This window comes from Streptomyces sp. NPDC048584 (assembly GCF_043199595.1).
Taxonomy (GTDB): domain Bacteria; phylum Actinomycetota; class Actinomycetes; order Streptomycetales; family Streptomycetaceae; genus Streptomyces; species Streptomyces edwardsiae.
In genome coordinates this window covers 116,350-138,264 of the sequence record NZ_JBICWF010000013.1, presented here as the reverse complement: position 1 = coordinate 138,264, position 21,915 = coordinate 116,350, and the positions used below count along the sequence as shown (strand labels likewise).

General features: G+C 73.0%; 18 protein-coding genes. 7 read left to right on the top strand and 11 right to left on the bottom strand.

Annotated elements, in window-relative coordinates:
• Positions 1-101: 101 nt before the first annotated feature.
• Positions 102-2,228 (bottom strand): SpoIIE family protein phosphatase, encoded by a 2,127-nt coding sequence (locus tag ACGFR9_RS26710; protein ID WP_393212895.1) that lies wholly within the window; start codon positions 2,226-2,228, stop codon positions 102-104.
• A 143-nt stretch (positions 2,229-2,371) separates the two neighbouring features.
• On the opposite strand from ACGFR9_RS26710, the gene ACGFR9_RS26705 reads away from it, so the two are divergent.
• Both ACGFR9_RS26705 and ACGFR9_RS26700 read left to right on the top strand, forming a co-directional pair.
• Complete coding sequence (locus tag ACGFR9_RS26705; protein WP_393212893.1) at positions 2,372-4,825, top strand: SpoIIE family protein phosphatase; 2,454 nt, start codon at positions 2,372-2,374, stop codon at positions 4,823-4,825.
• Between the two features lie 71 nt (positions 4,826-4,896).
• Positions 4,897-5,076: a hypothetical protein gene (locus ACGFR9_RS26700; RefSeq protein WP_393212891.1), complete on the top strand. Its 180-nt coding sequence runs from the start codon at positions 4,897-4,899 to the stop codon at positions 5,074-5,076.
• A gap of 252 nt (positions 5,077-5,328) precedes the next feature.
• On the opposite strand, the gene ACGFR9_RS26695 is transcribed toward ACGFR9_RS26700, so the two are convergent.
• Genes ACGFR9_RS26695 through ACGFR9_RS26665 form a run of 7 tightly spaced genes read right to left on the bottom strand, consistent with a single transcriptional unit; the run spans position 5,329 to position 12,834 of the window.
• On the bottom strand, positions 5,329-5,967 hold the full coding sequence (locus ACGFR9_RS26695; protein WP_393212889.1) for an SRPBCC family protein: 639 nt from the start codon (positions 5,965-5,967) through the stop codon (positions 5,329-5,331).
• Between the two features lie 13 nt (positions 5,968-5,980).
• A complete protein-coding gene (locus ACGFR9_RS26690) occupies positions 5,981-7,090 on the bottom strand; it encodes an XdhC family protein (protein WP_393212887.1) in 1,110 nt (369 codons plus the stop codon).
• Positions 7,083-8,249 carry a VWA domain-containing protein gene (locus ACGFR9_RS26685; protein ID WP_393212885.1) on the bottom strand — a complete coding sequence of 389 codons (1,167 nt, stop codon included), beginning with the start codon at positions 8,247-8,249 and terminating at the stop codon, positions 7,083-7,085. Before ACGFR9_RS26685 ends, ACGFR9_RS26690 begins: the two co-directional genes overlap by 8 nt.
• Positions 8,246-9,139, bottom strand: a complete 894-nt coding sequence (locus ACGFR9_RS26680) for an AAA family ATPase (protein ID WP_393213134.1) — start codon at positions 9,137-9,139, stop codon at positions 8,246-8,248. The genes ACGFR9_RS26685 and ACGFR9_RS26680 overlap by 4 nt, the downstream gene beginning before the upstream one ends.
• A gap of 7 nt (positions 9,140-9,146) precedes the next feature.
• The gene (locus tag ACGFR9_RS26675; protein WP_393212883.1) at positions 9,147-10,001 is read right to left on the bottom strand and encodes an FAD binding domain-containing protein; all 855 of its coding nucleotides are present in this window, start codon (positions 9,999-10,001) and stop codon (positions 9,147-9,149) included.
• Positions 9,998-12,364 carry a xanthine dehydrogenase family protein molybdopterin-binding subunit gene (locus tag ACGFR9_RS26670; RefSeq protein ID WP_393212881.1) on the bottom strand — a complete coding sequence of 789 codons (2,367 nt, stop codon included), beginning with the start codon at positions 12,362-12,364 and terminating at the stop codon, positions 9,998-10,000. Before ACGFR9_RS26670 ends, ACGFR9_RS26675 begins: the two co-directional genes overlap by 4 nt.
• Positions 12,361-12,834 (bottom strand): (2Fe-2S)-binding protein, encoded by a 474-nt coding sequence (locus ACGFR9_RS26665; protein ID WP_393212879.1) that lies wholly within the window; start codon positions 12,832-12,834, stop codon positions 12,361-12,363. Before ACGFR9_RS26665 ends, ACGFR9_RS26670 begins: the two co-directional genes overlap by 4 nt.
• Positions 12,835-13,110: 276 nt before the next feature.
• Between ACGFR9_RS26665 and ACGFR9_RS26660 the strand changes: the two genes are divergently transcribed.
• Positions 13,111-14,757, top strand: coding sequence for a multicopper oxidase family protein (locus tag ACGFR9_RS26660; protein WP_393212877.1), 1,647 nt, complete (start codon positions 13,111-13,113; stop codon positions 14,755-14,757).
• Between the two features lie 14 nt (positions 14,758-14,771).
• Here the strand turns inward: ACGFR9_RS26660 and ACGFR9_RS26655 are convergent, their stop codons facing one another.
• From ACGFR9_RS26655 to ACGFR9_RS26645, 3 genes are all read right to left on the bottom strand, one after another.
• Positions 14,772-16,010 carry a YncE family protein gene (locus ACGFR9_RS26655; RefSeq protein WP_393212875.1) on the bottom strand — a complete coding sequence of 413 codons (1,239 nt, stop codon included), beginning with the start codon at positions 16,008-16,010 and terminating at the stop codon, positions 14,772-14,774.
• Between the two features lie 116 nt (positions 16,011-16,126).
• Entirely contained in the window at positions 16,127-16,492 is a 366-nt protein-coding gene (locus ACGFR9_RS26650; protein WP_393212873.1) for a nuclear transport factor 2 family protein, read from the bottom strand.
• Between the two features lie 106 nt (positions 16,493-16,598).
• Positions 16,599-18,353 (bottom strand): ABC transporter ATP-binding protein, encoded by a 1,755-nt coding sequence (locus tag ACGFR9_RS26645; protein ID WP_393212871.1) that lies wholly within the window; start codon positions 18,351-18,353, stop codon positions 16,599-16,601.
• A 136-nt stretch (positions 18,354-18,489) separates the two neighbouring features.
• Here ACGFR9_RS26645 and ACGFR9_RS26640 point away from each other — a divergent pair, with 136 nt between their 5' ends.
• The 4 genes from ACGFR9_RS26640 (at position 18,490) to ACGFR9_RS26625 (ending at position 21,631) form a co-directional block, all read left to right on the top strand.
• Positions 18,490-19,575: an S-(hydroxymethyl)mycothiol dehydrogenase gene (locus tag ACGFR9_RS26640; protein ID WP_030219005.1), complete on the top strand. Its 1,086-nt coding sequence runs from the start codon at positions 18,490-18,492 to the stop codon at positions 19,573-19,575.
• Entirely contained in the window at positions 19,575-20,204 is a 630-nt protein-coding gene (locus ACGFR9_RS26635) for an MBL fold metallo-hydrolase (RefSeq protein ID WP_393212868.1), read from the top strand. Before ACGFR9_RS26640 ends, ACGFR9_RS26635 begins: the two co-directional genes overlap by 1 nt.
• A gap of 43 nt (positions 20,205-20,247) precedes the next feature.
• Complete coding sequence (locus ACGFR9_RS26630; protein WP_393212867.1) at positions 20,248-20,622, top strand: DUF4180 domain-containing protein; 375 nt, start codon at positions 20,248-20,250, stop codon at positions 20,620-20,622.
• Between the two features lie 94 nt (positions 20,623-20,716).
• Positions 20,717-21,631, top strand: coding sequence for an SDR family oxidoreductase (locus ACGFR9_RS26625; RefSeq protein ID WP_393212865.1), 915 nt, complete (start codon positions 20,717-20,719; stop codon positions 21,629-21,631).
• Positions 21,632-21,915 lie beyond the last annotated feature (284 nt).

The window sequence follows — 21,915 nt, the reverse complement described above, 5'->3', positions numbered from 1 at the left end:
CGCGGTGGAGCCGCTTATCGGCACAGTCCCGCGCCCCTTCGGCCGCTGTTCCTTCGCGCCCGCGCGGTGGAGCGGCAGATCGGCACAGTCCCGCGTCCCCTTTATCGCGCGTGGGCCTGGAGGAGGAGCAGGGCTATGTCGTCGTCCAGGCGGTCGGGCATGTCCGTGGCGTGCTGGATCAGGGCGTCGGCCAAGTCGTTCAGGGGGAGGTCGCCCAGGGCGGTGAGGCGGTGGCACAGGTCGGCCACCGAGTCCTCGAAGTCGGTGCCCGGGGATTCCACCAGGCCGTCGGTGTAGAGGACGAGCAGGGAGCCAGCGGGAAGCGCGACCTCCGTCGACGGATACGCCGCCGACGCGTCGATGCCCAACAGCGGGCCGCCGGCCAGGTCCAGCACCCGCACCTGGCCGTCCGGCCTGCGCAGCAGCGGCGGCGGATGACCCGCGCGGGACATCACGGCCCGCCCGCGCGCGGGATCGAGCCGCAGATAGAGACAGCTGGCGAACAGCTCCGACCCCAGGTCCAGCAGCAGCCGGTTGGTGCTGCGCATCACCTCCTCCGGCGGCTGCCCGACGGCCGTGTACGCGCGCACCGCGGTACGGACCTGCCCCATCAGCCCGGCCGCCGTCACGTTGTGCCCCTGGACGTCCCCGATCACCGCCGCCGCCGTCCCCTGAGCCGCCGCCAGGTCGTAGAAGTCGCCGCCGATCTCCATGCCCTGCATGGCCGGCAGATAGCGGGCCGCGGACTCGATGCCGGGCAGCGACGGCAGCGTGCGCGGCAGCAGCGCCTCCTGCAGCCCGTGGGCGAGCCGGTGCTTGGCGTCGTACAGCAGGGCCCGTTCCAGCGCCTGGGCGATCAGGCCCGCCAGATTGGTGAGCACCGTCCGCTCCTCCGTCGGGAAGGGGTGCGGTGCCGCGTAGGAGAGTACACACGTCCCGACCGGCCGCCCCGACGCGATCAGCGGCAGATACGCCCACGCCGCGAACGCCGACGGATTCCGCACCAGCGCCGGATACAGTCGCTCGACCTCCGCCCGGCTCTCGAAGAAGGCGGGCACCCCGGTCCGCAGCACCTGACTGCCCGGGATCGGCTCCGACAGCGGCATCCCGTCGAACCGTTCCACGACCCGCGGATCCTCGTACCCCTGGTGCCCCAGCACCCTCAGCCGGCCCGCCCGGGATCCCAGGATCACCAGCCCCTGGCTGCCCACCGCCGGCGCGATCTCCTCCGCCACCAGCTGCACCACGTCCTGCACCCCGACCGCCTCGGTCAGCGCCCCGGCCAGGCTCAGCACCTGGGTGATGGTGACCAGCCGCGGCTGCCCCCGCGCGGGCCGCGGCGCCGCACGGTCCAGCTCCGCCGCCGGCCGGGCCCGGCTGATCCGCACACTGAGTCCGGTCGTACTCGGATACAGCCGGAACGACAGCCAGGTGTCCGGCGGGCGCAGCGCGACGAACGAGGTGACGTGCTGGCTGAACAGCGCGGCCCGGTACCGGTCCTCGTACGTCGGATCGTTCAGCCAGGGCACCGTCGCCCACATCTGGGCGCCGAGCAGCCGGTTCACCGGAACCTCCAGCAGCTCCGTGGCGGCGGCGTTGGCGAAGCCGACCCGCCCGTGCAGATCGAGCGAGCACAGCCCGTACGGCAGCCGGGCCACCATCCGGGCCGCCTCCACCGTGCCGAGCGTGCCGGCCATGCCGCCCACCAGCGGCGCCGCCAGCAGATCCGGTTCCGGCGCCAACGGCAGGCTCTGCTCGGCCGCCCGCTCCAGCCGTACCGCGAGCCGGTCACAGGCCGCGCTCAGATGATCGCGCTCCCAGTCGGACAGCACCGGCGGATGTGTGCCGGGCCAGGTCACGAAGACCGCGCCGTACGCCCTCGCCGGGGTCGCCACCGGCAGCGCGGCCAGCGAGAAGGGATACGGCAGCGCCATCGCGATCCGCGGATAGTGGCGGGCCATCTCCTCCTCGCCGCCCACCCAGACCAGCCGCCGTTCGCGCACCGCGTCGGAGACCGGGATCGGCGCGTTCAGCCCCACCCGCTCCCACGGGGCCGCGAAGGCGCGGGGCAGCCCGGCCATCACCGCCATCTCCAGCACCGGCTGGTCCGGCGAGAGCAGATACACCGCACCGGAGTGCGCGTGCACCTCGTCCATCATCGACGCCAGCGTCAGCGACAGCAGCGGACGGCCGACCGGAGCCCGCGCGGACGACTGCCCCTCGGACACGCCGACCACCTCCTCGCCCGGCCGTGCCACCGGTCCCGGGACCAATCTCCCCCCTGCCGGGCCGTCCCGCACGGCGAACGCCGGGCAAGAGCCGTGGCGCCGGACGCGCACAGGGGCTGCGCGACTGTGCCATAAGCGCTGTAATGGCCAACGTGGTCAGTGAGGGCGCTGCGGGACGCAGCACGAGAACGCCGCGTGCGGAAGGCGCCCTGAGGATGATCACGGCCGACCAGGGGTCACCCGAAAGGGTGCGCCGGATCCTGGAGCAGGCCCTCGTCTTCGCAGGCGCCGTGTTCGCCGCCGTGTACCGGCCCGGCGCGGACGGCGAACCGCTGTATCTGGCGGAGTCCGCCGGTGTGCCGCGGACCCTGTGCGGAGTGGGGGACAGCTACCCCGTCGCCGGCGGCGACCCGGTGGCCGAGGCGCACCGAGGGCGGCCGGTGTGGCTGGAACCGGACGACCTCGCCGCGCCGCCCTCGGCTCGGCGCGCGACCGGCGGCGGCCTCTTTCTGGCGGCCCTGCCCGTACGCGGCGACGGCGGCTGCCTGCTCGCGGTCGCCGAGCGCGCCTTCGACGCCGAGGACCGTGCCTGCCTCGGACTTGTCGCCGACGCCCTCGCTCTCCCCGCGCCGCCCGCCTCCGCCGACGGTGCCGGCCTGCTGCCCGGCGGCTTCAGCCTCGCCATGGACACCGGTCGGGTCCGGGTCGGCGAGGACATCCTGGAACTGTTCGGCATCGACCCGGACGAATTCGACGGACGGGTGGAGACCCTGCTCGGCCTGACGGTGCCGGAGGACCTGCCCTCGCTGATGTCCGTCGTCGAGGCCGACCACATGACGATCGGCGACCGTGAACTGGAGTTCAGGGTGCTCCAGCCCGACGGCCCGCCCAAGTGGCTCCGGCTGCGCGGCCGGCTGGTGCACGGCGGCGAGGGGCGCCCACCCCGGCTGGTGGGCTTCGTCGCCGACGCCTCCACGCTGCGCTCCGAGATCACGGACGTGGCCCGCGTCCAGCGGCTCGCCGCGGCCCTCGCCACCGCGGTCACCGTCCGTGACGTCGGCAAGGCCGTGGTCGTCGCGCTGCGCAGACCGCTGCGGGCCGACCGGATCGCACTCGCCGAACTGGAGGGCGAACGGCTCGTCGTCACCGTCCTCGACCCGCCGGAACCCGAGGCCTGGCCGGAGCTGTGGCGCGCGGAGTGGCGCGGCGAGTGGCCCGACGCGCCGGTGCGCACCATGCCCACCCTCGCCGCCGTCCTGCGCGAGGGCCGCGCCCGGATCTGGTCGGCGGGCTCCCCGCTGGAGACCGCGCTCGCCGAGGTCGGCCCCGGCGGTCTCGCCATGCTGCCGCTGCCCGCCGGGAACCGGATAGCGGGCGCCTGTCTGATCGGCTGGGACACCCCGCACGACTTCGGCCCCGACGAACGCGCCCTGCTCACCGCGGCCGCCGGCCTCGCCGGACAGGCCCTGATGCGGGCCCGTGCCTTCGACGCCGAACACGAACTGGTCGGCATGCTCCAGCGCCAGCTGCTGCCGCGCCGACTGCCCCAGCTGCCCGGCGCGGTCGCCGTCGCCCGCTATCTCCCCAGCACGGCCGGCCTGGAACTCGGCGGCGACTGGTACGACGTGATCCCGCTGCCCGACAACCACGTCGCCCTTGTCATCGGCGACGTCCAGGGCCACAGCGCCGGCGCGGCGACCCTCATGGGCCAGATGCGCACCGCGCTGCGCGCCTACGCCGTCGAGGGCCATCCCCCGGACGTGGTGGTGTCCCACGCCAACCGGCTTCTCATGGACATGGAGACCGACCTCTTCGCGACCTGTTGCTATGTCGACATCGACATGGAGGAGGGCTTCGCCTGGTGCGTCCGCGCCGGCCATCTGCCGCCGGTGCTGCGGTATACCGACGGCCGCACCGAGATCGCGGAGGCCGAGGGCGGCCCGCCGCTCGGCGTGGTGCGGCAGAGCGACTTCCCCATGAGTCCGCTCCGGCTCCAGCCCGGCACACTGGTCGCGCTCACCACGGACGGTCTGGTCGAGTCACCCGAGTCCGACATCGACGAGGGCATGCTCCGCTTCGCCCGGCAGCTGGCCGCCACCGACCCCGCCGACCTCGGACCCGTCGCGGACGACCTGCTCGGCAAGGCCCCGCGCAGCGACGACGTCGCCCTGCTGCTGATGCGCTACGACGGCATGACCTCGCGCCCCCTGCGGGAGAGCTGGACGGTGTGGCGGGTGCCCCAGGCGGTCGGGCACGCCCGCCGCTTCACCCGGCGCACCCTGCGCTCCTGGGGCGTGACCGCGGACATCGACGCCGCGCTGCTCGTCGTCTCCGAACTGGTCACCAACGCCCTGGTGCACACCGACGGCCAGGTCCGGCTCGACATCACCCTCATCAACGACCGGCTGCGCCTCGCGGTCGCCGACACCTCACCCCGCACCCCCGTGAAACCCACCAGCATCGGCTGGGAGGCCACGGGCGGCCGGGGCATCCTCCTCGTCGAGGCGGTCTCGGCCGGCTGGGGAACCCTCCCGGTCAGCGGCGGCAAACAGGTGTGGGCGGAGTTCGTACTCCGGCCCCCGCCCGGCGAGACCTGACGCGCCGGGTGTTTGTCCCGCGCCGCGCAGGGGACCCGCAGCGCAGTGGAACAGAAGGAAGATGATGCGTAGTGAACTCGGAGACCGTTGACCGGCCCCGGACCCGCCGGGCGGAGACCGGCTGGGCACGAGCCCGGCGGCTGCGCGGCAAGGACCCGCTGCGGACCTGCCTGCCCGCCATGGAGCGCGGTACGACGCCCACCACCTCGAACGCGAGCGTGGAGGAGAACATCGTCAGGGGCGAGGACTAGCCCACCGGGAGAGGACCCCCGGCCCGGGACCGGAATCGCGCCCGGCACACTCACATCCCGTGGGACGGACACCACCGCTCCCACGGGATGTCGTCCGCCCGGCCCGAAGCCGCCGGCGTACCGCCGCCGCGCAGAGGCCGGGCCGCCTCGTGTCGGTGGAGGCGGCCCGGGCGCTGTGAGTAGATGCGCGATCAACGGACCCCCTTCCCACGATCGGAGGTGATACCGGGCGACTACCCCCCTCGCGCGGACTCACACACCCGTTCCCCCGCTCTTCCCGCGGGCGCGCAGCCACCTCCGAGTCCCTACGACCCACGCGGCCACGGCGAGCACGGTGGCGACGGCGGCGGCCGCCCGCTTCGCGACCGGCACCCCGGCCGTGCGCAGCAGATCGAGAGGTTCCTCCGGCGCGGGTTCGGCGGCCTCGACGGCCTCGGAGGCGGCCGGCCGCTCCGCCAGACGCTCCGAGAGACACGCGGCGAACTGGCCGATGATCCGCTCACCCACCTCCGCCAGCACCCCGCGCCCGAACTGCGCCGGCCGGCCGGTCACCGTCAGATCGGTCCGCACCGACACCGCCGTGACACCGTCCCGCCCGCTCAGCGTGCCCGTCACCCTGGCGCGGGCCGTGCCCTGCCCCCGTACCTCCCGCCCGCTCGCCACCAGCACCAGGCGGTGCGCCGGCTCGTCCCGCTCCTCGAAGACGGCCGTGCCCCCGTAGGTCACGGTGACCGGACCCACCTTGACCTTCACCGAACCGGTCACCGTCCTGCCGTCGTACTTCTCGACGGTCGCCCCCGGCAGGCACGGCGCGACCCGTTCGATGTCGAGGAACGCCCGCCAGGCGTCGTCGACCGGGACGGGGACGGTGAACTCGTGGCGCAGCTCCATGGCTTCCTCCTCGTCAGACGACCGGAGGGGCGGGATGGACCGCCCCCTCGGTCACGGTCAGCGGCGCGCCCGAGCCGCCCCAGCGCAGCGCGACGATCTCGGCGGCCACGGACACGGCCACCTCCTCGGGCGTACGGGCGCCGAGGTCGAGCCCCACCGGCGAGCGCAGCCGGGACAGCTCACGCCCGGTGAGACCGGCCTCGACCAGGCGCTCCATCCGGTCCGTGTGGGTGCGGCGGCTGCCCATCGCGCCGATGTACGCGGCCGGCCGGCGCAGCGCCTCGGTCAGCAGCGGCACATCGAACCTGGGGTCGTGGGTGAGCACGCAGATGACCGTGCGCTCGTCGGTCCCGGTCCCGCGCAGATGGCGGTGCGGCCAGTCGACGACCACCTCGACACCGTCCGGGAAGCGCCGCGGGGTGGCGAAGACGGGGCGGGCGTCGCAGACGGTGACGCGGTAGCCCAGGAAGACCCCGATGCGGGCCACGGCCGCCGCGTAGTCGATGGCGCCGAAGACCAGCATGCGCGGCGGCGGCGCGAAGGACTGCAGGAACACCTCCACGGCGTCCTCGCGGCGCTGTCCCCGTGGCCCGTAGTGGCGCAGTCCGGTGGCGCCGAGGGCGAGTTCACCGCGCGCGTCGGCGGTGACGGCCGCGTCCAGACCGGTCGTGCCCAGTCCGCCCGCGACCCGGTCAGGCCAGACGGCGAGGACGGCGCCGCGCGGCGCGGGCCCTTCGGTGACCGTAGCCACCGTCACCGGTTCTCCCGCGGCGACCGACTCCGCGACGGCCCCGAAGGCCGGGTCGAGCCCGGGCGTGACCGGACGCACGAGGAGGGTGATCTCGCCGCCGCAGGTGAGCCCGACCGCGAAGGCGTCCTCGTCGCTGTAGCCGAAGGTCTCCAGGCGGGCCTCGCCGTCGGCGACGGCCTCCCGCGCCAGTTCGAACACCGCGCCCTCGACACAGCCGCCGGACACGCTGCCCGCCACCTCGTCGTCCGGTCCGACGGCCATCGCCGCCCCCGGATCGCGCGGCGCGCTGCGGCTCACCCGGACGACCGTCGCCAGACCGAACGGCGCCCGCGCCGCGTACCAGCGGCCGAGCACCGGAAGAATGTCACGCACGTTCCGCTCCTTCCCCGGGGCCGCTTCCCCGCACCACCGCCGCCAGCCGTTCCAGCGCCGCCGGACTGTGCCCCTCGACGAACGCGTCCACGCTCGGCAGCGCCGCCGCCATCCCGGCGGCCAGGGGCGCGTACCCGGGCCGGGCCTTGAGCGGATTGGCCCAGATCACCCGGTGCGCCAGCCGGTGCAACTGTCGCATCCGGCCGGCGAGCAGCTCCGGATCACCACGCTCCCACCCGTCCGACAGCAGCACCACCACCGCGCCCCGCGCCATCCCGGGCCGGCCCCAGCGCGTCAGGAACACGTCCAGCAGTTCACCGAGCCGGGTGCCCCCGCGCCAGTCGGGCACGGCCCGCGCGACCGCGGCCATCGCGAGATCCGGGTCCCGGCGGGCCAGCTCCCCGGTCACCCGGGTGAGACGGGTGCCGATGGTGAACACCTCGGTGCGCGGCCCGCGCGCGGCGGCGTGCGCGAACCGCAGCAGCGCGTCCGCGTACGGCGCCATCGACCCGCTGACGTCCACGAGCAGCACCACCCGGCGGGGCCGCCGCGCCCGCACCCGGTGCCGCAGCCGTACCGGCTCGCCGCCGCCGCGCAGCAGTTCCCGCACCGTCCGCCGCGGATCGACCTCCCCGCGCCGCGCCGCCCGCCGCCGCGCGGACAACCGGACCGGTCCGCGCAGCGCGAGGGCGGCCAGCAGCCGCCGCACCTGCTCGCGCTCGGCGGGGCTCAGCGCGGCGAAGTCCCGCCGGCGCAGGACATCGGCGGAGGCGGCCAGGGCGGCGAGCCGGGGCGTACGGTCATGGGGACCGGCGGGAGTGCCCGGCCCGGTCCGCGCGTCCCGAGGCACCGGCCGCGGGCGCAGCGGGGGAGCGGCGGCCCCGGGGTGGGCGTCCGGCGGGTCCCCGGCGCCGAAGCACGCGGCGAAGACCCGCTCGTAGCGCTCCAGGTCGTCCGGGCTCCCGCACAGTGTCAGCCGGCCGGCCGTGTACACGTCCGCCCGCACCCCCGGCCGCAGTACGTCCACGGCGCGCAGGAACGCGTGCACCCGCTCGCTGCTCGCGTCGACCCCGGCGCCGCGCAGCGCGCGGGCGAACCCGAGGAGTGCGGCCACGGCGTCGGGCCGCCGCGCACGCCCCCGCGCGCCCACGCCGGTCACACCCGCAGCCCCGCCAGCACCGCGCCGAAGTCCAGACCCCGCGCGCGCTCGGCGTCCTCCCGGTACTTCAGCACCGATCCCAGCGTCGCCACCGCCAGCGCCGGATCGACCTCGCCGGCCCCCAGCACGTCCAGGGCGCGTGCCCAGTCGATCGTCTCCGCCACCCCCGGCGGCTTGACCAGGTCCTCCGCCCGCAGCGTCTGCACCAGCGCCGTCACCTGCGCGGCCAGCCGTCCCGACACCTCCGGCAGCCGCCGCCGTACGACGGCCAGCTCGCGATCGAAGTCGGGATGGCCGAACCAGTGGTACAGACATCGCCGTTTCAGCGCGTCGTGCACCTCACGGGTGCGGTTGGAGGTGAGGACCACCACCGGCGGAACCTCGGCCCGGACGGTGCCCAGCTCCGGGATCGTCACCGAGAACTCCGACAGCAGTTCCAGCAGGAACGCCTCGAACTCGTCGTCCGCCCGGTCGACCTCGTCCACGAGGAGCACGCACGGAGAGGTCTCCAGCGCCCGCAGCAGCGGCCGGGCGAGCAGGAACCGGCGGTCGTACAACTCGCCCTCCAGCAGCGCCGGATCATTCACCCCGGCCGCCTCGGCGGCCCGCAGCCGCAGCAGCTGGCGCGGGAAGTCCCAGTCGTACAGGGCCTGCGAGGCGTCGATGCCCTCATGGCACTGCAGCCGGATCAGCGGGGCGCCGAGCATCTCGGCGAGGGCGGACGCGAGCGCCGTCTTGCCGGTGCCCGCGTCGCCCTCGCAGAACACCGGCCGGTGCAGCCGCAGGGCCAGGAAGCAGGCGATCGCCAGTCCCTCGTCGACGAGGTACCCCGTCTCCTCCAGACGCGCCCGCACCTGTGCAGGGCCGCCCGGCCACTCCTGTCCGGCGATGAGCCCCTCACCCCATTCCGGCGGCGGCGAGCACCGCCCGCCCGGTCAGCACCCGCGCCAGATGTTCCCGGTACTCCGGCGACGCCGACGTGTCCCCGGCCGGGCGGGTGCCCACGGCCGCCGACCCCGCGGCCCGGGTCACGGACGTCGCGTCGGCCGCACCGGACAGCGCCTCCTCGGCCGCCGTGGCCCGCAGCGGGGTCGCGCCCATGTTGGTCAGGGACACCCGGGCCTCGGCGATCCGGCCGCCGTCCCGCCGTACCAGCGCGGCCACGCCGACGATCGCGTACGCCTGCGCCACCCGCTGGAACTTCTCGTAGTGGAAGCCCCAGCCCTCCGACGACGGCAGCCGCACCTCCACCAGCAGTTCGTCGGGTGCCAGCGCGGACTCGAGATAGTCGACGAAGAACGCGCGCGCGGGGATCGTGCGCCGCCCGCGCGGCCCCACGGCGACCAGTTCGCCCTCCAGCGCCAGGACGGCGGCCGGAAGATCGGCGGCCGGATCGGCGTGCGCCAGCGAGCCGCCGAGGGTGCCCCGGTGCCGTACGGCCGGGTCGGCGACCGTGGCCGTGACGGCGGCCAGCAGGCCCGCGTGCCGGCGCACCAGCGCGTCGGCGAGTACGTCGTGGTGCGTGGTGAGGGCGCCGATCACCAGCGTGTCGCCCTCCAGCCGGGTCCCGCGCAGCCCGTGGACGCGGCCCGCGTCCACGAGCAGCCCGGGGAACGCCATCCGCAGACGCATCAGCGGCAGCAGGCTCTGCCCGCCGGCCAGCACCTTCGCCTCCTCGCCCCCGTCGGCGAGGGCGCGTACCGCCTCCTCGACGGTGCCGGGGCGGACGTAGTCGAACGCCGGGGGAATCATGCCTGGTCCTCCTCGCCGTGGATGGCCCGCCACACCCGCTCGGGCGTGCACGGCATGGTCACGTCGGTCACGCCCAGCGGGCGCAGCGCGTCCACGATCGCGCCGACCACGGCCGGGGTGGAGGCGATCGTCCCCGCCTCCCCGACTCCCTTCACCCCCAGGGGGTTCGACTCGGCGGGGGTCTCCGTCCGGTCCGTCACGAAGTCCGGCAGATCGAGGGCGGACGGCACCAGATAGTCGGCCATGGTGCCGGACAGCAGATTGCCGTCGTCGTCGTACACGGCCTCCTCGTACAGCGCCTGGGCGATTCCCTGCGCCAGCCCGCCGTGCACCTGCCCCTCCACGATCATCGGGTTGACCACCCGGCCCACGTCGTCGACGCACACGTACGACCTGATCCGGGTCCGTCCCGTCTCGGTGTCCACCTCGACCGCGCACAGATGGGTGCCGTGCGGATAGGAGAAGTTCTCCGGATCGAGCAGATGCTCGGCGTTGATGGTGGGTTCTGTACCGTCCGGGAGGTCGTGCGAGGTGAACGTCTCGAAGGCGACCTCCTGAATGGTCTTCCGTGCCTCCGGTGAGCCCTTCACGGAGAACACGCCGCCGGTGAACTCCAGGTCCTGTTCGCTCGCTTCGAGCAGATGGGCGGCGACCTTGCGCGCCTTGTCGACCACCTTGCGGGCCGCGTGGTGCACCGCCGAGCCGCCGACCACCAGCGAGCGGGACCCGTAGGTGTCCATGCCCTGCGGGGCCGCCCGGGTGTCGCCGTGCACCACCTCGACATCCTCGAACGGCACGCCCAGCACATCGGCCGCGATCTGACTCCAGGACGTCACATGCCCCTGCCCGTGCGGACTGGTGCCGGTGACCACCTCGACCTTGCCCGTGGGCAGCATCCGGATGCTCGCCGCCTCCCAGCCGCCGGCCGAGTACCGCAGGTCCCGCAGCACCCGGCTCGGCGCCAGCCCGCACATCTCGGTGTACGTCGACACCCCGATGCCGAGCCGTACGGTGTCCCCGCGCTCGTTGCGCTTGCGCTGCTCCGCGCGCAGTTCGTCGTAGTCGAACAGGGCGAGCGCCTTGTCGGTGGCGGCCTCGTAGTTGCCGCTGTCGTACGTCAGTCCCGCGATCGACGTGTACGGGAACTCCTCGTGCCGGATCCAGTTGCGGCGCCGCAACTCCACCGGGTCCAGGCCGAGTTCGGCGGCGAGCTCGTCCATGATCCGCTCGATGGCGTACGTCGCCTCCGGCCGGCCCGCGCCGCGGTAGGCGTCGGTCGGGGTGCGGGTGGTGAACACGCCGGTGCAGTTGAACTCGTAGGAGTCCATCTTGTAGATCGCCGGGTACATGAAGGCGCCGAGGATCGGCACGCCCGGGGTGACCAGCATCAGATAGGCGCCCATATCGGCCAGCAGGTCGACCTTGAGGCCCCGCAGCCGGCCGTCGCGGTCGGCGGCGATCTCGATGTCCTGGATCATGCCCCGGCCGTGATGGGTGGCGAGGTATCCCTCGGAGCGGGACTCCGTCCACTTCACCGGCCTGCCCAGCCGGCGTGCGACCGCGAGGGCGATCGCCTCCTCGCCGTACACCTGGAGCTTGGAGCCGAAGCCGCCGCCGACGTCGGGGGCGACGACGCGCAGCTTGTGCTCGGGGACGCCGGTGACGACGGCGAGCATGACGCGCAGGATGTGCGGGATCTGGGTGGCGGAGTACACCGTGTACTCGCCGGACGCGGCGAGCGGGGTGACCACGACGGCACGCGGTTCCATCGCGTTGGGGATCAGCCGCTGCTGGTGGTAGCGCCGCTTGAGGGTGACGTCCGCGCGCTCCCGCACCGCCGCGAAGTCCTCCCCGGCCCTCATCGGCCAGTCGTAGCAGCGGTTGGTGCCCTTGCCGGCGTGGACCAGTGGGGCGTCGTCGGCGAGGGCGGCCTCCAGGTCCAGTACCGGGGGGAGCGGTTCGTACGCGACCTCGACCGCCTCCAGGGCGTCGGCCGCCGCGTACCGGTCGCGCGCGACCACGACCGCCACCGGGTCACCGGCGTGCCGCACCTCGTCGACGGCGAGCGGCGGATGGTCGGGCAGCACGATGTCCTCGGTCACCGGCCACGCGCACGGCAGCGATCCCATCCCCTCCGCGAGATCGCTTCCGCCGAACGCGGCCACCACACCCGGGCGTTCGAGGGCCCGGGAGACGTCGACCCGCTCGACGCGGGCGTGCGCCATCGGGCTGCGCAGGATCGCGAGATGGAGCATTCCGGCGGCCTGGATGTTGTCGGTCCAGGTGGTCTGCCCGGTGAGCAGCCGGGCGTCCTCCTTGCGCAGCCGGGACCGGCCCACCTCGGCTTCGGCGCTGTCGGTCATGCCGGCACCTCCTCGTCCGCGGCGGCGGCCAGCACGGCCCGCACGATGTTCTGATAACCGGTGCAGCGGCAGAGGTTGCCCTCCAGCGCGTGCCGTACCTCGACGGCCGTGGGCCGGGGGTTCTCCTTCAGCAGATCGCGGGCCGCCATCAGCATTCCGGGCGTGCAGTAGCCGCACTGCAGGGCGTGCCGCTCGTGGAACGCCCGCTGCAGGGCGGTCAGCTCACCCCCCTGGGCGAGGCCCTGCACGGTCGTCACCGCGCAGCCGTCCGTCTGCACCGCGAGCACCGAGCAGCTCTTGACGCTCACCCCGTCCAGATCGACGGTGCAGGCCCCGCAGTTGGAGGTGTCGCATCCCACGGGTGTGCCCGTCAGGCCCAGCCGGTCGCGCAGATAGTGGACCAGCAGCAGACGGGGCTCCACCTCGTCCTCGTACGTCGTGCCGTCCACCTTCACCGAGATACGGGTCATGTGCCCTCCCAGAAGCGTGCGAGGGAAACCGGTCGATCGCCGGACGTGATGCGCGTCACTCTAAGACGGTGTGCGGGGTGGGGCGAGAGTCGTGACAGGGATTCGCACCGAACGACCCCGGTGCGGGGCGGTGGTGTCGCTACTGGTCGCACTCTCCCGCTACGGGCAATATGTGGCGAGTTGTCCGGAAGTCGCTGTGGCACGCCCTTCCCGGTGTGCCGCGCGCCGTCACCGACCACCACGCACGCGCGAGCATGTCGCGCCGGGAGTGCCCCCATGTCTGACCAGCCGTCCGTCCGCCCGCCGAACACCGACCCCAGCGGCGGCGAGCCGCCCCGGCACGTCCCGCACGCCCGGGAGTTGACCCGGCGGCGGGTCCTCGGGTTCGGTGCCGCGCTGGTGCCGGCCGCCGCGGGCGTCACGGACGCCGCCGCCGTGACGGGACGGCGGCGGCCGGCCGGCACCGGACGGCAACTCACCAGCGCCGTACCGCTGCCCGCCCCCTACACCGTGCCCCTGCCCATCCCGCCGGTCCTGGCACGGGCCGGCCTCTCCGTGGGCGCCGACCGGTACGAGATCACCCAGCGGCAGGTGACCGCGGAGATCCTCCCCGGGGTGCCGACCACACTGTGGACCTACAACGGCACCTACCCCGGCCCCACCCTCGAGTCCCGCCGCGGCCGGCCGGTCACCGTGCTGCACCGCAACGAACTCCCGGTGCCGACCACGGTGCATCTGCACGGCGGACGCACCCCGGCCGCCTCCGACGGCTACCCCACCGATCTCGTCCTCCCCGACGGCTGGACCGAACCCGCCGGAGCGCACACGATGCACGACCCGCGCGCGGTGACCAGCCGGGTGACCCGCGCCTACACGTATCCGCTCGACCAGCGCGCCACGCTGCTCTGGTACCACGACCACCGCATGGACTACACCGCCCCGGCGATCTGGCGCGGCCTGACCGGCATGCACCTCGTCCGTGACGCCGTCGAGGACGCCCTGGACATTCCCCGCGGCGACCGTGAACTGGCGCTGACGATCGCCGACCGGGCGTTCGCCGCCGACGGTGAGCTGGCCTACCCGGCCCTCGACCCGGAGCTGCGCGAGCGGCCCGGGGTCACCGAGCCGTACGCGGCAGGGGTCCTGGGCGACGTCATCGTGGTCAACGGGGCGCCCTGGCCCGTCCACGAGGTCGAGGCCGTACGCCACCGGCTGCGGCTGCTCAACGCGTCCAACGCCCGCCACTACCGGCTGGAGGCCGTCACCGACGACGGGCGCCGGCTCGGTCTGGTGCAGATCGGGGCCGACCAGGGGCTGCTCGCCGCCCCCGTCACCCACAGCTCCCTGCCCGTAGCGCCGTCGGAACGCTACGACGTGATCATCGACTTCGGGGGTCTGCCGGCCGGCAGCCGGGTGCGTCTGCGGAACCGGCTCGGTCGCGGACGCACCCGCGAGGTCATGGCGTTCCGCGTCGCCCGCGCGGCGCCCGACGACAGCCGGGTCCCCGCGGTGCTCTCCGAGGACCTGCCCACCTGGCGGCGCTCGCAGGCGACGGCGGTCCGCGAGTTCACCTTCCGCGCCGGCCGTACCGGGCAGGGACACGGCTGGTTCATCGGGGGCAGGCCGTTCGACCCGGCGCGCACCGATGTCCGTACCCGGCTGGGCGCCGTCGAGGTGTGGCGCTTCCGCGCCGACGTCCACCACCCCGTCCACCTCCACCAGACGGGCTTCAGGGTGCTCTCGCGTGACGGAGGCGCGCCGCTGCCGCACGACGCGGGCCTGAAGGACACCGTCTCGCTGCGGCCGGGGGAGACGGCGGAGGTCATCACCCGCTTCGACGGCCACCGGGGCCGTTTCCTCTTCCACTGCCACAACGCCGAGCACGAGGACATGGGGATGATGGCCAACATCGAGATCGAGTGACGCCTTCCCGCCCGTCAGCCGTGTGTGCCGGACCAGCCGGCCTCCACATGGCCGAGGCGCACCCGCTGCGGATGGTCGCCGACGGGTACGGACACGGTCTTCTCGCCGGTCGCGAAGTCGATGGCGGTGACCTGGTCGGCGCCGCTCTCGGAGACCACACAGGACTCGCCGTCACCGCTGACGGTCGCCCAGTACGGCTTGGACGCGGTGACGAGCGGGCCCTGCTCCAGGGTCGTACGGTCCACGACGGTCGCGTAGTCGTCCATGGTGCCGGCGACGCACAGTTTGCTGCCGTCGGGCTTCATGGTGATGCCGTGGTGGCGTGAGTCGTTGACCCAGGTGGTGCGGTCGTCGCTGGTGGCCGGGTTCTTCGGCAGGGTCTTGGTGCGGGTGATCCGGTCGGCGGCGACGTCGTACTCGAGGAAGCCGTTGAAGAACGACACCTGGAAGTACAGCTTCGACTCGTCCGGGGAGAACGCGGCCGGGCGCACCGCGTCCGAATAGTCCTTCAGGCCGATGGCGTCGAGTCGCTCACGCATGTCGATCACCTTCACCTGCTTGAAGGTGGCCGCGTCGACGACGGTGATGCGGCGGTCGCCCTTCGTCCAGTCCAGCCAGGTGGCGTCGAGCGCGGTGTTCACGTCCCCGATGGACATGTTCCAGATGTACCGGCCGTCCCGGCTGAAGACGTTCTCGTGCGGCTTGTCGCCGGTCTTGAACGAGCCGATCTGCTCACCGGTCGTGATGTCCAGGACGTGCACGGTGTTGGAGGTCGACGCCGATACGGCGACCCGGGTGCCGTCGGGGGAGACCGCCATGTGGTCGGAGCGGTAACCCGACACGGGGAAACGCCAGTTGATCCGGCCGGTGGCGAGGTCGAGCGAGACCACGTCGGCGAAGCTCGGCCGGGAGACCACCACCGACGCGCCGTCCGGGGTGGAGTACATGTCGTCGACGAACTGGTCGTGGCCCTCGCCGACGCCGCCCCGGATCGCCATGAAGTAGATCCAGCGGATCGGGTCGGCGTTGATCTGGGCCATCCGCTCGTCCTTGTCCGGGACGACGTCGATCCGGCCGATCCGGGCGAAGTCACCGGTGGACTCGATGACATCGGCGGTGCCGTCCCAGTTGTTGCCCACGAACAGCACCTCACGCAGGGCCGAGGAGTCGGCGGCCGCCGTGGTGGGCGCCGTGACGGCGAGGACGAGCGCGACGGCGACGGCGTACAAGGGCGTGGCTCTGCGGACCGGCATGACGGCTCTCCCCGGACTGGAAGTGGGTGCTCTCACAGCGACTTACTGAAAAGTAAGGAGGAGAGCCGTCGACGACAAGACCGCGTACACGACAAATGCCGAAGGTGCTGACCTTGTTACTCGTCCCAGGCCTGGATCATCATCTGCCCGGTGATCCTCCCGTCCCGCAGGGTGAGCATCGACTCCGAGAGGACCCGCGTGCCGTCCGCGTACCGGCAGCTCTCGCAGTAGGCGGCGTGGTCCCCCTGGACGACGCACGCCTCCAGGGTGTGCGTCATGTCGCGGCTGTAGACGTCGTCCAGCACGGCGGCGATCTCGTCGCGGCCGTGCAGGACCTTGGGGTGGCTGGGCTGGGTGTGGCGGTCCACGACGCGCAGTTCCGCGTCGTCCGCGTACAGCGACACCAGCGCCGCCGATGTGTCCGCCTCGATGCCCCGGCGCAGCGTGTCGGTGCCGAAGGCGGGATGTGCCGCGGTGGTCATGATGACGTACCTCCTACGAGGGACCGCGGCCCGGACCTCCGGCGGGCCCGTACGGCCCCTCCCACCAGCCTCCTCCGGCCCGCCGTGCGGGGCAAGCCGTAGCCCCTTACTGCGCCGTCGCGAGGAACTGTGTGGCCGCCAGCTCCGCGTACAGCGGATCCGCGGTCACCAGTTCCCGGTGGGTGCCCACGGCGCGGACCCGGCCCGCGTCCATCACCACGATCCGGTCCGCCATCGTCACCGTCGACAGCCGGTGCGCGACCACCAGGACCGTCGTCGTACGCGCCACATCGGCGACCGTGTCCCGCAGCGCCGCCTCGTTCACCGCGTCGAGCTGCGAGGTGGCCTCGTCCAGGAGCAGCAGCCGGGGGCGGCGCAGCAGGGCACGGGCTATGGCCACCCGCTGACGCTCACCGCCGGACAGCTTGGTGCCGCGATGCCCCACCAGGGTGTCGAGCCCGTCCGGCAGCCGGGACACCAGACCGTCCAGCCTGGTCGTCTTCAGCACCCGCGTCAGCGCGCCCTCGTCCGCCTCGGGGTTGCCCAGCAGCAGGTTGTCCCGCAGGGAGCCCGACAGCACCGGCGCGTCCTGCTCGACGTACCCGATCGAGGCACGCAGCCGCGGCAGCTCCCAGTCGGCCAGATCGCGGCCGTCGAACGTGATCACGCCGGAGCCCGGGTCGTAGAACCGCTCGATCAGGGAGAACACCGTCGTCTTGCCCGCGCCGGACGGGCCGACGAACGCGGTCATGCCCTGCGCGGGCACCGTGAACGTCACCCCGTGGTGGACGTACGGCAGATCCTCCGCGTATCGGAAGCGGACGTCGTCGAAGGTGAGCGCGGCGGGCGCCGTACCGGTCTCGGGCAGCCGGGCGGGACCGGCGGCCGGCTCGGCGGGCAGCCGCAGCGCCTCCTGGATACGGGCGAGCGCCGCACTGCCCGTCTGGTACTGAGTGAGCGCGCCGACGACCTGCTGGATCGGCGCCATCAGATAGAAGACGAACAGCAGGAACGCCACCAGCGTCCCGATGTCGATGGCGTCCGTCGCGACCCGCGCGCCGCCCACCGCGAGCACCGTGATGAACGCGATCTGCATCGCGAGGCCCGCCGTATTGCCCGCCGCGGCCGACCACTTGGCGGCGCGCACACTCTGCCGCCACGACTCCTGCGCCGCGTCGTGCAGCGTGCGCTCCTCCCGCGGCTCGGCACCGGACGCCTTCACCGTGCGCAGCGCGCCGAGCACCCGCTCCAGCGACGCCCCCATCACACCCACCGCGTCCTGCGCCTGCCGGGAGGCCCGGTTGATGTGCGGCACGATCACCCCGAGCACCGTGCCCGCCAGCGCGATCACGCCCAGCGTGACACCCAGCAGCACCGGGTCCACGAACCCCATCAGCACCACCGTCGCGACCAGCGTCAGCCCGCCCGTGCCGAGACCGACCAGCGAGTCGGTGGTCACCTCGCGCAGCAGTGTGGTGTCGGAGGTGACGCGGGCCATCAGATCGCCCGGCTCACTGCGGTCCACGGCGGCGATCCGCAGCCGAAGCAGATACGACGACAGCGAGCGCCGCGCCCCGAGCACCACCGACTCCGCGGTACGCCGCAGCACATACGAACCCAGCGCCCCCAGTACGGCGTTGGCGACGACGAGCGCCGACATCAGCAACAGCGCCCCGGTGATCGCCCGGTCGTCCGAGAGGTCGTCGATCAGATCCCGGGCCACCAGCGGCAGCATCAGCCCCGTCGCCCCGGTCATCAGGGACAGCACGGCGCCGCCCAGCAGGGCCCACCGGTGCGGTCGTACATATCCGAGGAGCTGCCGCCAGGCGGGCGGGCCGGATTCCTCTGCGGTGTTGCTCACGTCGCCCCCCTCGGCGTCGTCCGATGACTCAGATTACGTCGCCGGGGTGCCCGCGCCGCACGGCGGGCGGCGGAAGAAATCTTTCCCGCGTAGGGTCGGAGGGGAACGGATACCGGCCGACCAAGGAGTCAGCAGCATGGCGCAGGAAGTACGCGGCGTGATCGCCCCCGGCAAGGACGAGCCGGTGCGGATCGAGACGATCGTCGTGCCCGATCCCGGCCCCGGTGAGGCGGTGGTCCGGATCCAGGCCTGCGGGGTGTGCCACACCGACCTCCACTACAAGCAGGGCGGCATCAGCGACGACTTCCCGTTCCTGCTCGGCCACGAGGCCGCGGGCGTCGTCGAGTCCGTCGGCGACGACGTCACCGACGTCCGGCCCGGTGACTTCGTGATCCTCAACTGGCGTGCGGTGTGCGGGAAGTGCCGCGCCTGTCTGCGCGGACGCCCCTGGTACTGCTTCGACACCCACAACGCGAAGCAGAGGATGACCCTCACCGACGGCACCGAACTCTCCCCGGCCCTGGGCATCGGCGCCTTCGCCGAGAAGACCCTGGTCGCCGCAGGACAGTGCACCAAGGTCGACCCTGGAGTCTCCGCGCAGGTCGCCGGGCTCCTCGGCTGCGGGGTGATGGCCGGCATCGGCGCCGCGATCAACACCGGCGAGGTCGGCCGGGGCGACTCGGTCGCCGTCATCGGCTGCGGCGGCGTCGGCGACGCGGCGATCGCCGGCTCCCGCCTGGCCGGGGCAGCGAAGATCATCGCCGTGGACATCGACGACCGCAAGCTGGAGAAGGCCCGCTCCATGGGCGCCACCCACACCGTCAACTCGCGGGAGAACGACCCCGTCGAGGCGATCCGCGACCTCACCGGCGGCTTCGGCGCCGACGTCGTCATCGAGGCCGTCGGCCGCCCCGAGACCTACCGGCAGGCCTTCTACGCCCGCGACCTGGCCGGCACGGTCGTCCTGGTCGGCGTACCCACCCCCGAGATGAAGCTCGAACTGCCGCTGCTGGACGTCTTCGGCCGCGGCGGCTCCCTCAAGTCCTCCTGGTACGGCGACTGTCTGCCCTCGCGGGACTTCCCGATGCTGATCGACCTCCACCTCCAGGGCCGCCTGGACCTGGGCGCGTTCGTCACCGAGACCATCCGGCTGGACGAGGTGGAGAAGGCGTTCGAGCGGATGCACGAGGGCGACGTGCTGCGTTCGGTGGTGGTGCTCTGATGGCCACCCGCATCGAACGACTCGTCACCTCGGGGCAGTTCAGCCTCGACGGCGGAACCTGGGACGTCGACAACAACGTATGGATCGTCGGCGACGACCACGAGGCGATCGTCATCGACGCCGCCCATGACGCCGACGCCATCGCCGAGGCGGTGGGCGACCGGCGCCTGACGGCCATCGTGTGCACCCACGCCCACAACGACCACATCGACGCCGCGCCCGCCCTGGCCGACCGCACCGGTGCCACCATCTGGCTGCACCCCGACGACCTCCCGCTGTGGAGGCAGACCCACCCCGACCGCGACCCCGACTCCTGGCTGGCCGACGGCCAGGTCATCGAGGCCGCCGGCGCCGACCTCACCGTGCTGCACACACCGGGTCACGCACCGGGCGCGGTCTGCCTGTACGAGCCGGGGCTAGCCACCGTGTTCACCGGCGACACCCTCTTCCAGGGCGGTCCCGGCGCCACCGGCCGCTCCTTCTCCCACTTCCCGACGATCATCGACTCGATCCGCGACCGGCTGCTGGCCCTCCCGCCGGAGACGAAGGTCCTCACCGGTCACGGCGACTCCACCACCATTGGCGCGGAGGCCCCGCAGCTGGAGGAGTGGATCGCGCGCGGACACTGAAAAACCCTGGTCGGGGGCGTGATCCAGCGTACGATCACGTCCCATGACCACCAACTCACTCGTGACCCTGCATGACGTACGCGTGCTGCGCTGCGCTCCCGACGGCCCGCTCCTGGACAGCGAGAGCGCGGCGCTCGATCTGCTCGGCGACGCCTTCGGACAGGACGCCGAGCTGGTCGCGGTGCCCGTCGAGCGGGTCGCGGACGAGTTCTTCCGGCTGCGCTCCGGGATCGCGGGCGCGGTCATGCAGAAGTTCGCCAACTACCGGCTGCGCCTCGTCCTCGTCGGTGACATCTCCCGGCACATAGCCGCGAGCACGGCCCTGCGCGATTTCGTCCACGAGACCAACAACGGCGGCCATATCTGGTTCTTGCCGACCTACGAGGACCTCGACGCGCGACTGCGCCCGGCCGGGTGACCCCGGGGATCACGCGGTAAAAGACGACAGAGGATGTCCGGCTTACCCGTCACGCTCGAAGCGACAGCAGAGAGCCGTTGACGGGAGGCCGTACATGTCGGAGCAGCTGAAGGGCAGGGTCGCGCTGGTGGCCGGGGCGACCCGGGGCGCGGGGCGGGGTATCGCCGTGGAACTGGGAGCGGCGGGCGCCACCGTGTACGTCACGGGCCGCACCACCCGCGAGCGCCGCTCCGAGTACGACCGCCCCGAGACCATCGAGGACACCGCCGACCTGGTGACCGAGGCGGGAGGCCAAGGCATCGCGGTGCCCACCGACCACCTCGAACCGGCACAGGTGAAGGCGCTCGTCGACCGCATCGCCGCCGAGCAGGGCCGTCTCGACGTCCTCGTCAACGACATCTGGGGCGGCGAGACGCTCTTCGACTGGGACGCGCCCGTCTGGGAACACGACCTCGACAAGGGCCTGCGTCTGCTCCGGCTCGCCGTCGAGACCCACGCGATCACCAGCCACCACGCCCTGCCCCTGATGCTGCGCCACCCGGGCGGACTGGTCGTCGAGGTCACCGACGGCACCGCCGACTACAACCGCGACCACTACCGCGTCTCCTTCTTCTACGACCTGGCCAAGTCCTCCGTGCTGCGCATGGCGTTCGCCCTCGGCCACGAACTCGGCCCGCGCGGCGCCACTGCCGTGGCCCTCACCCCCGGCTGGCTGCGCTCGGAGATCATGCTCGACCACTTCGGCGTGCGCGAGGACAACTGGCGCGACGCCCTCGGTACCGTGCCGCACTTCGCGATCTCGGAGACCCCGCGCTATCCGGGCCGGGCCGTGACCGCTCTCGCCGCCGATCCGGACGTGGCCCGTTTCAACGGCACCTCGCTCTCCAGCGGCGGCCTCGCGGGGGAGTACGGCTTCACCGACCTCGACGGCAGCCGCCCCGACGCCTGGCGCTATCTCGTCGAGGTCCAGGACGCGGGCAGGCCGGCGGACGTCACCGGCTACCGCTGACCCCTGCCGCGGTGATCGCCCCGGCGGCTGCTTCCCCTCCGAGGGGGACGTGGTCCTCCCGGACCACGAGCGGTGTCCGGCCGGCATGACGGGCTTCCCGGCCGCTACCGCCCCACCAAGCGGCTGCCGGGGCTGCGTGCCTACGAGTTGTCCGTCATCCGGCGGTACGGGCGGGTGCCGGCCGGATATCCGCGGAACGGTAACAACGCCCTGCGCTCCCGGCTGCGTTCGGACGGGAAGGGGACGCGGAGGCCGCGGTGGACCACGCGCTGGAGCATGCGCGG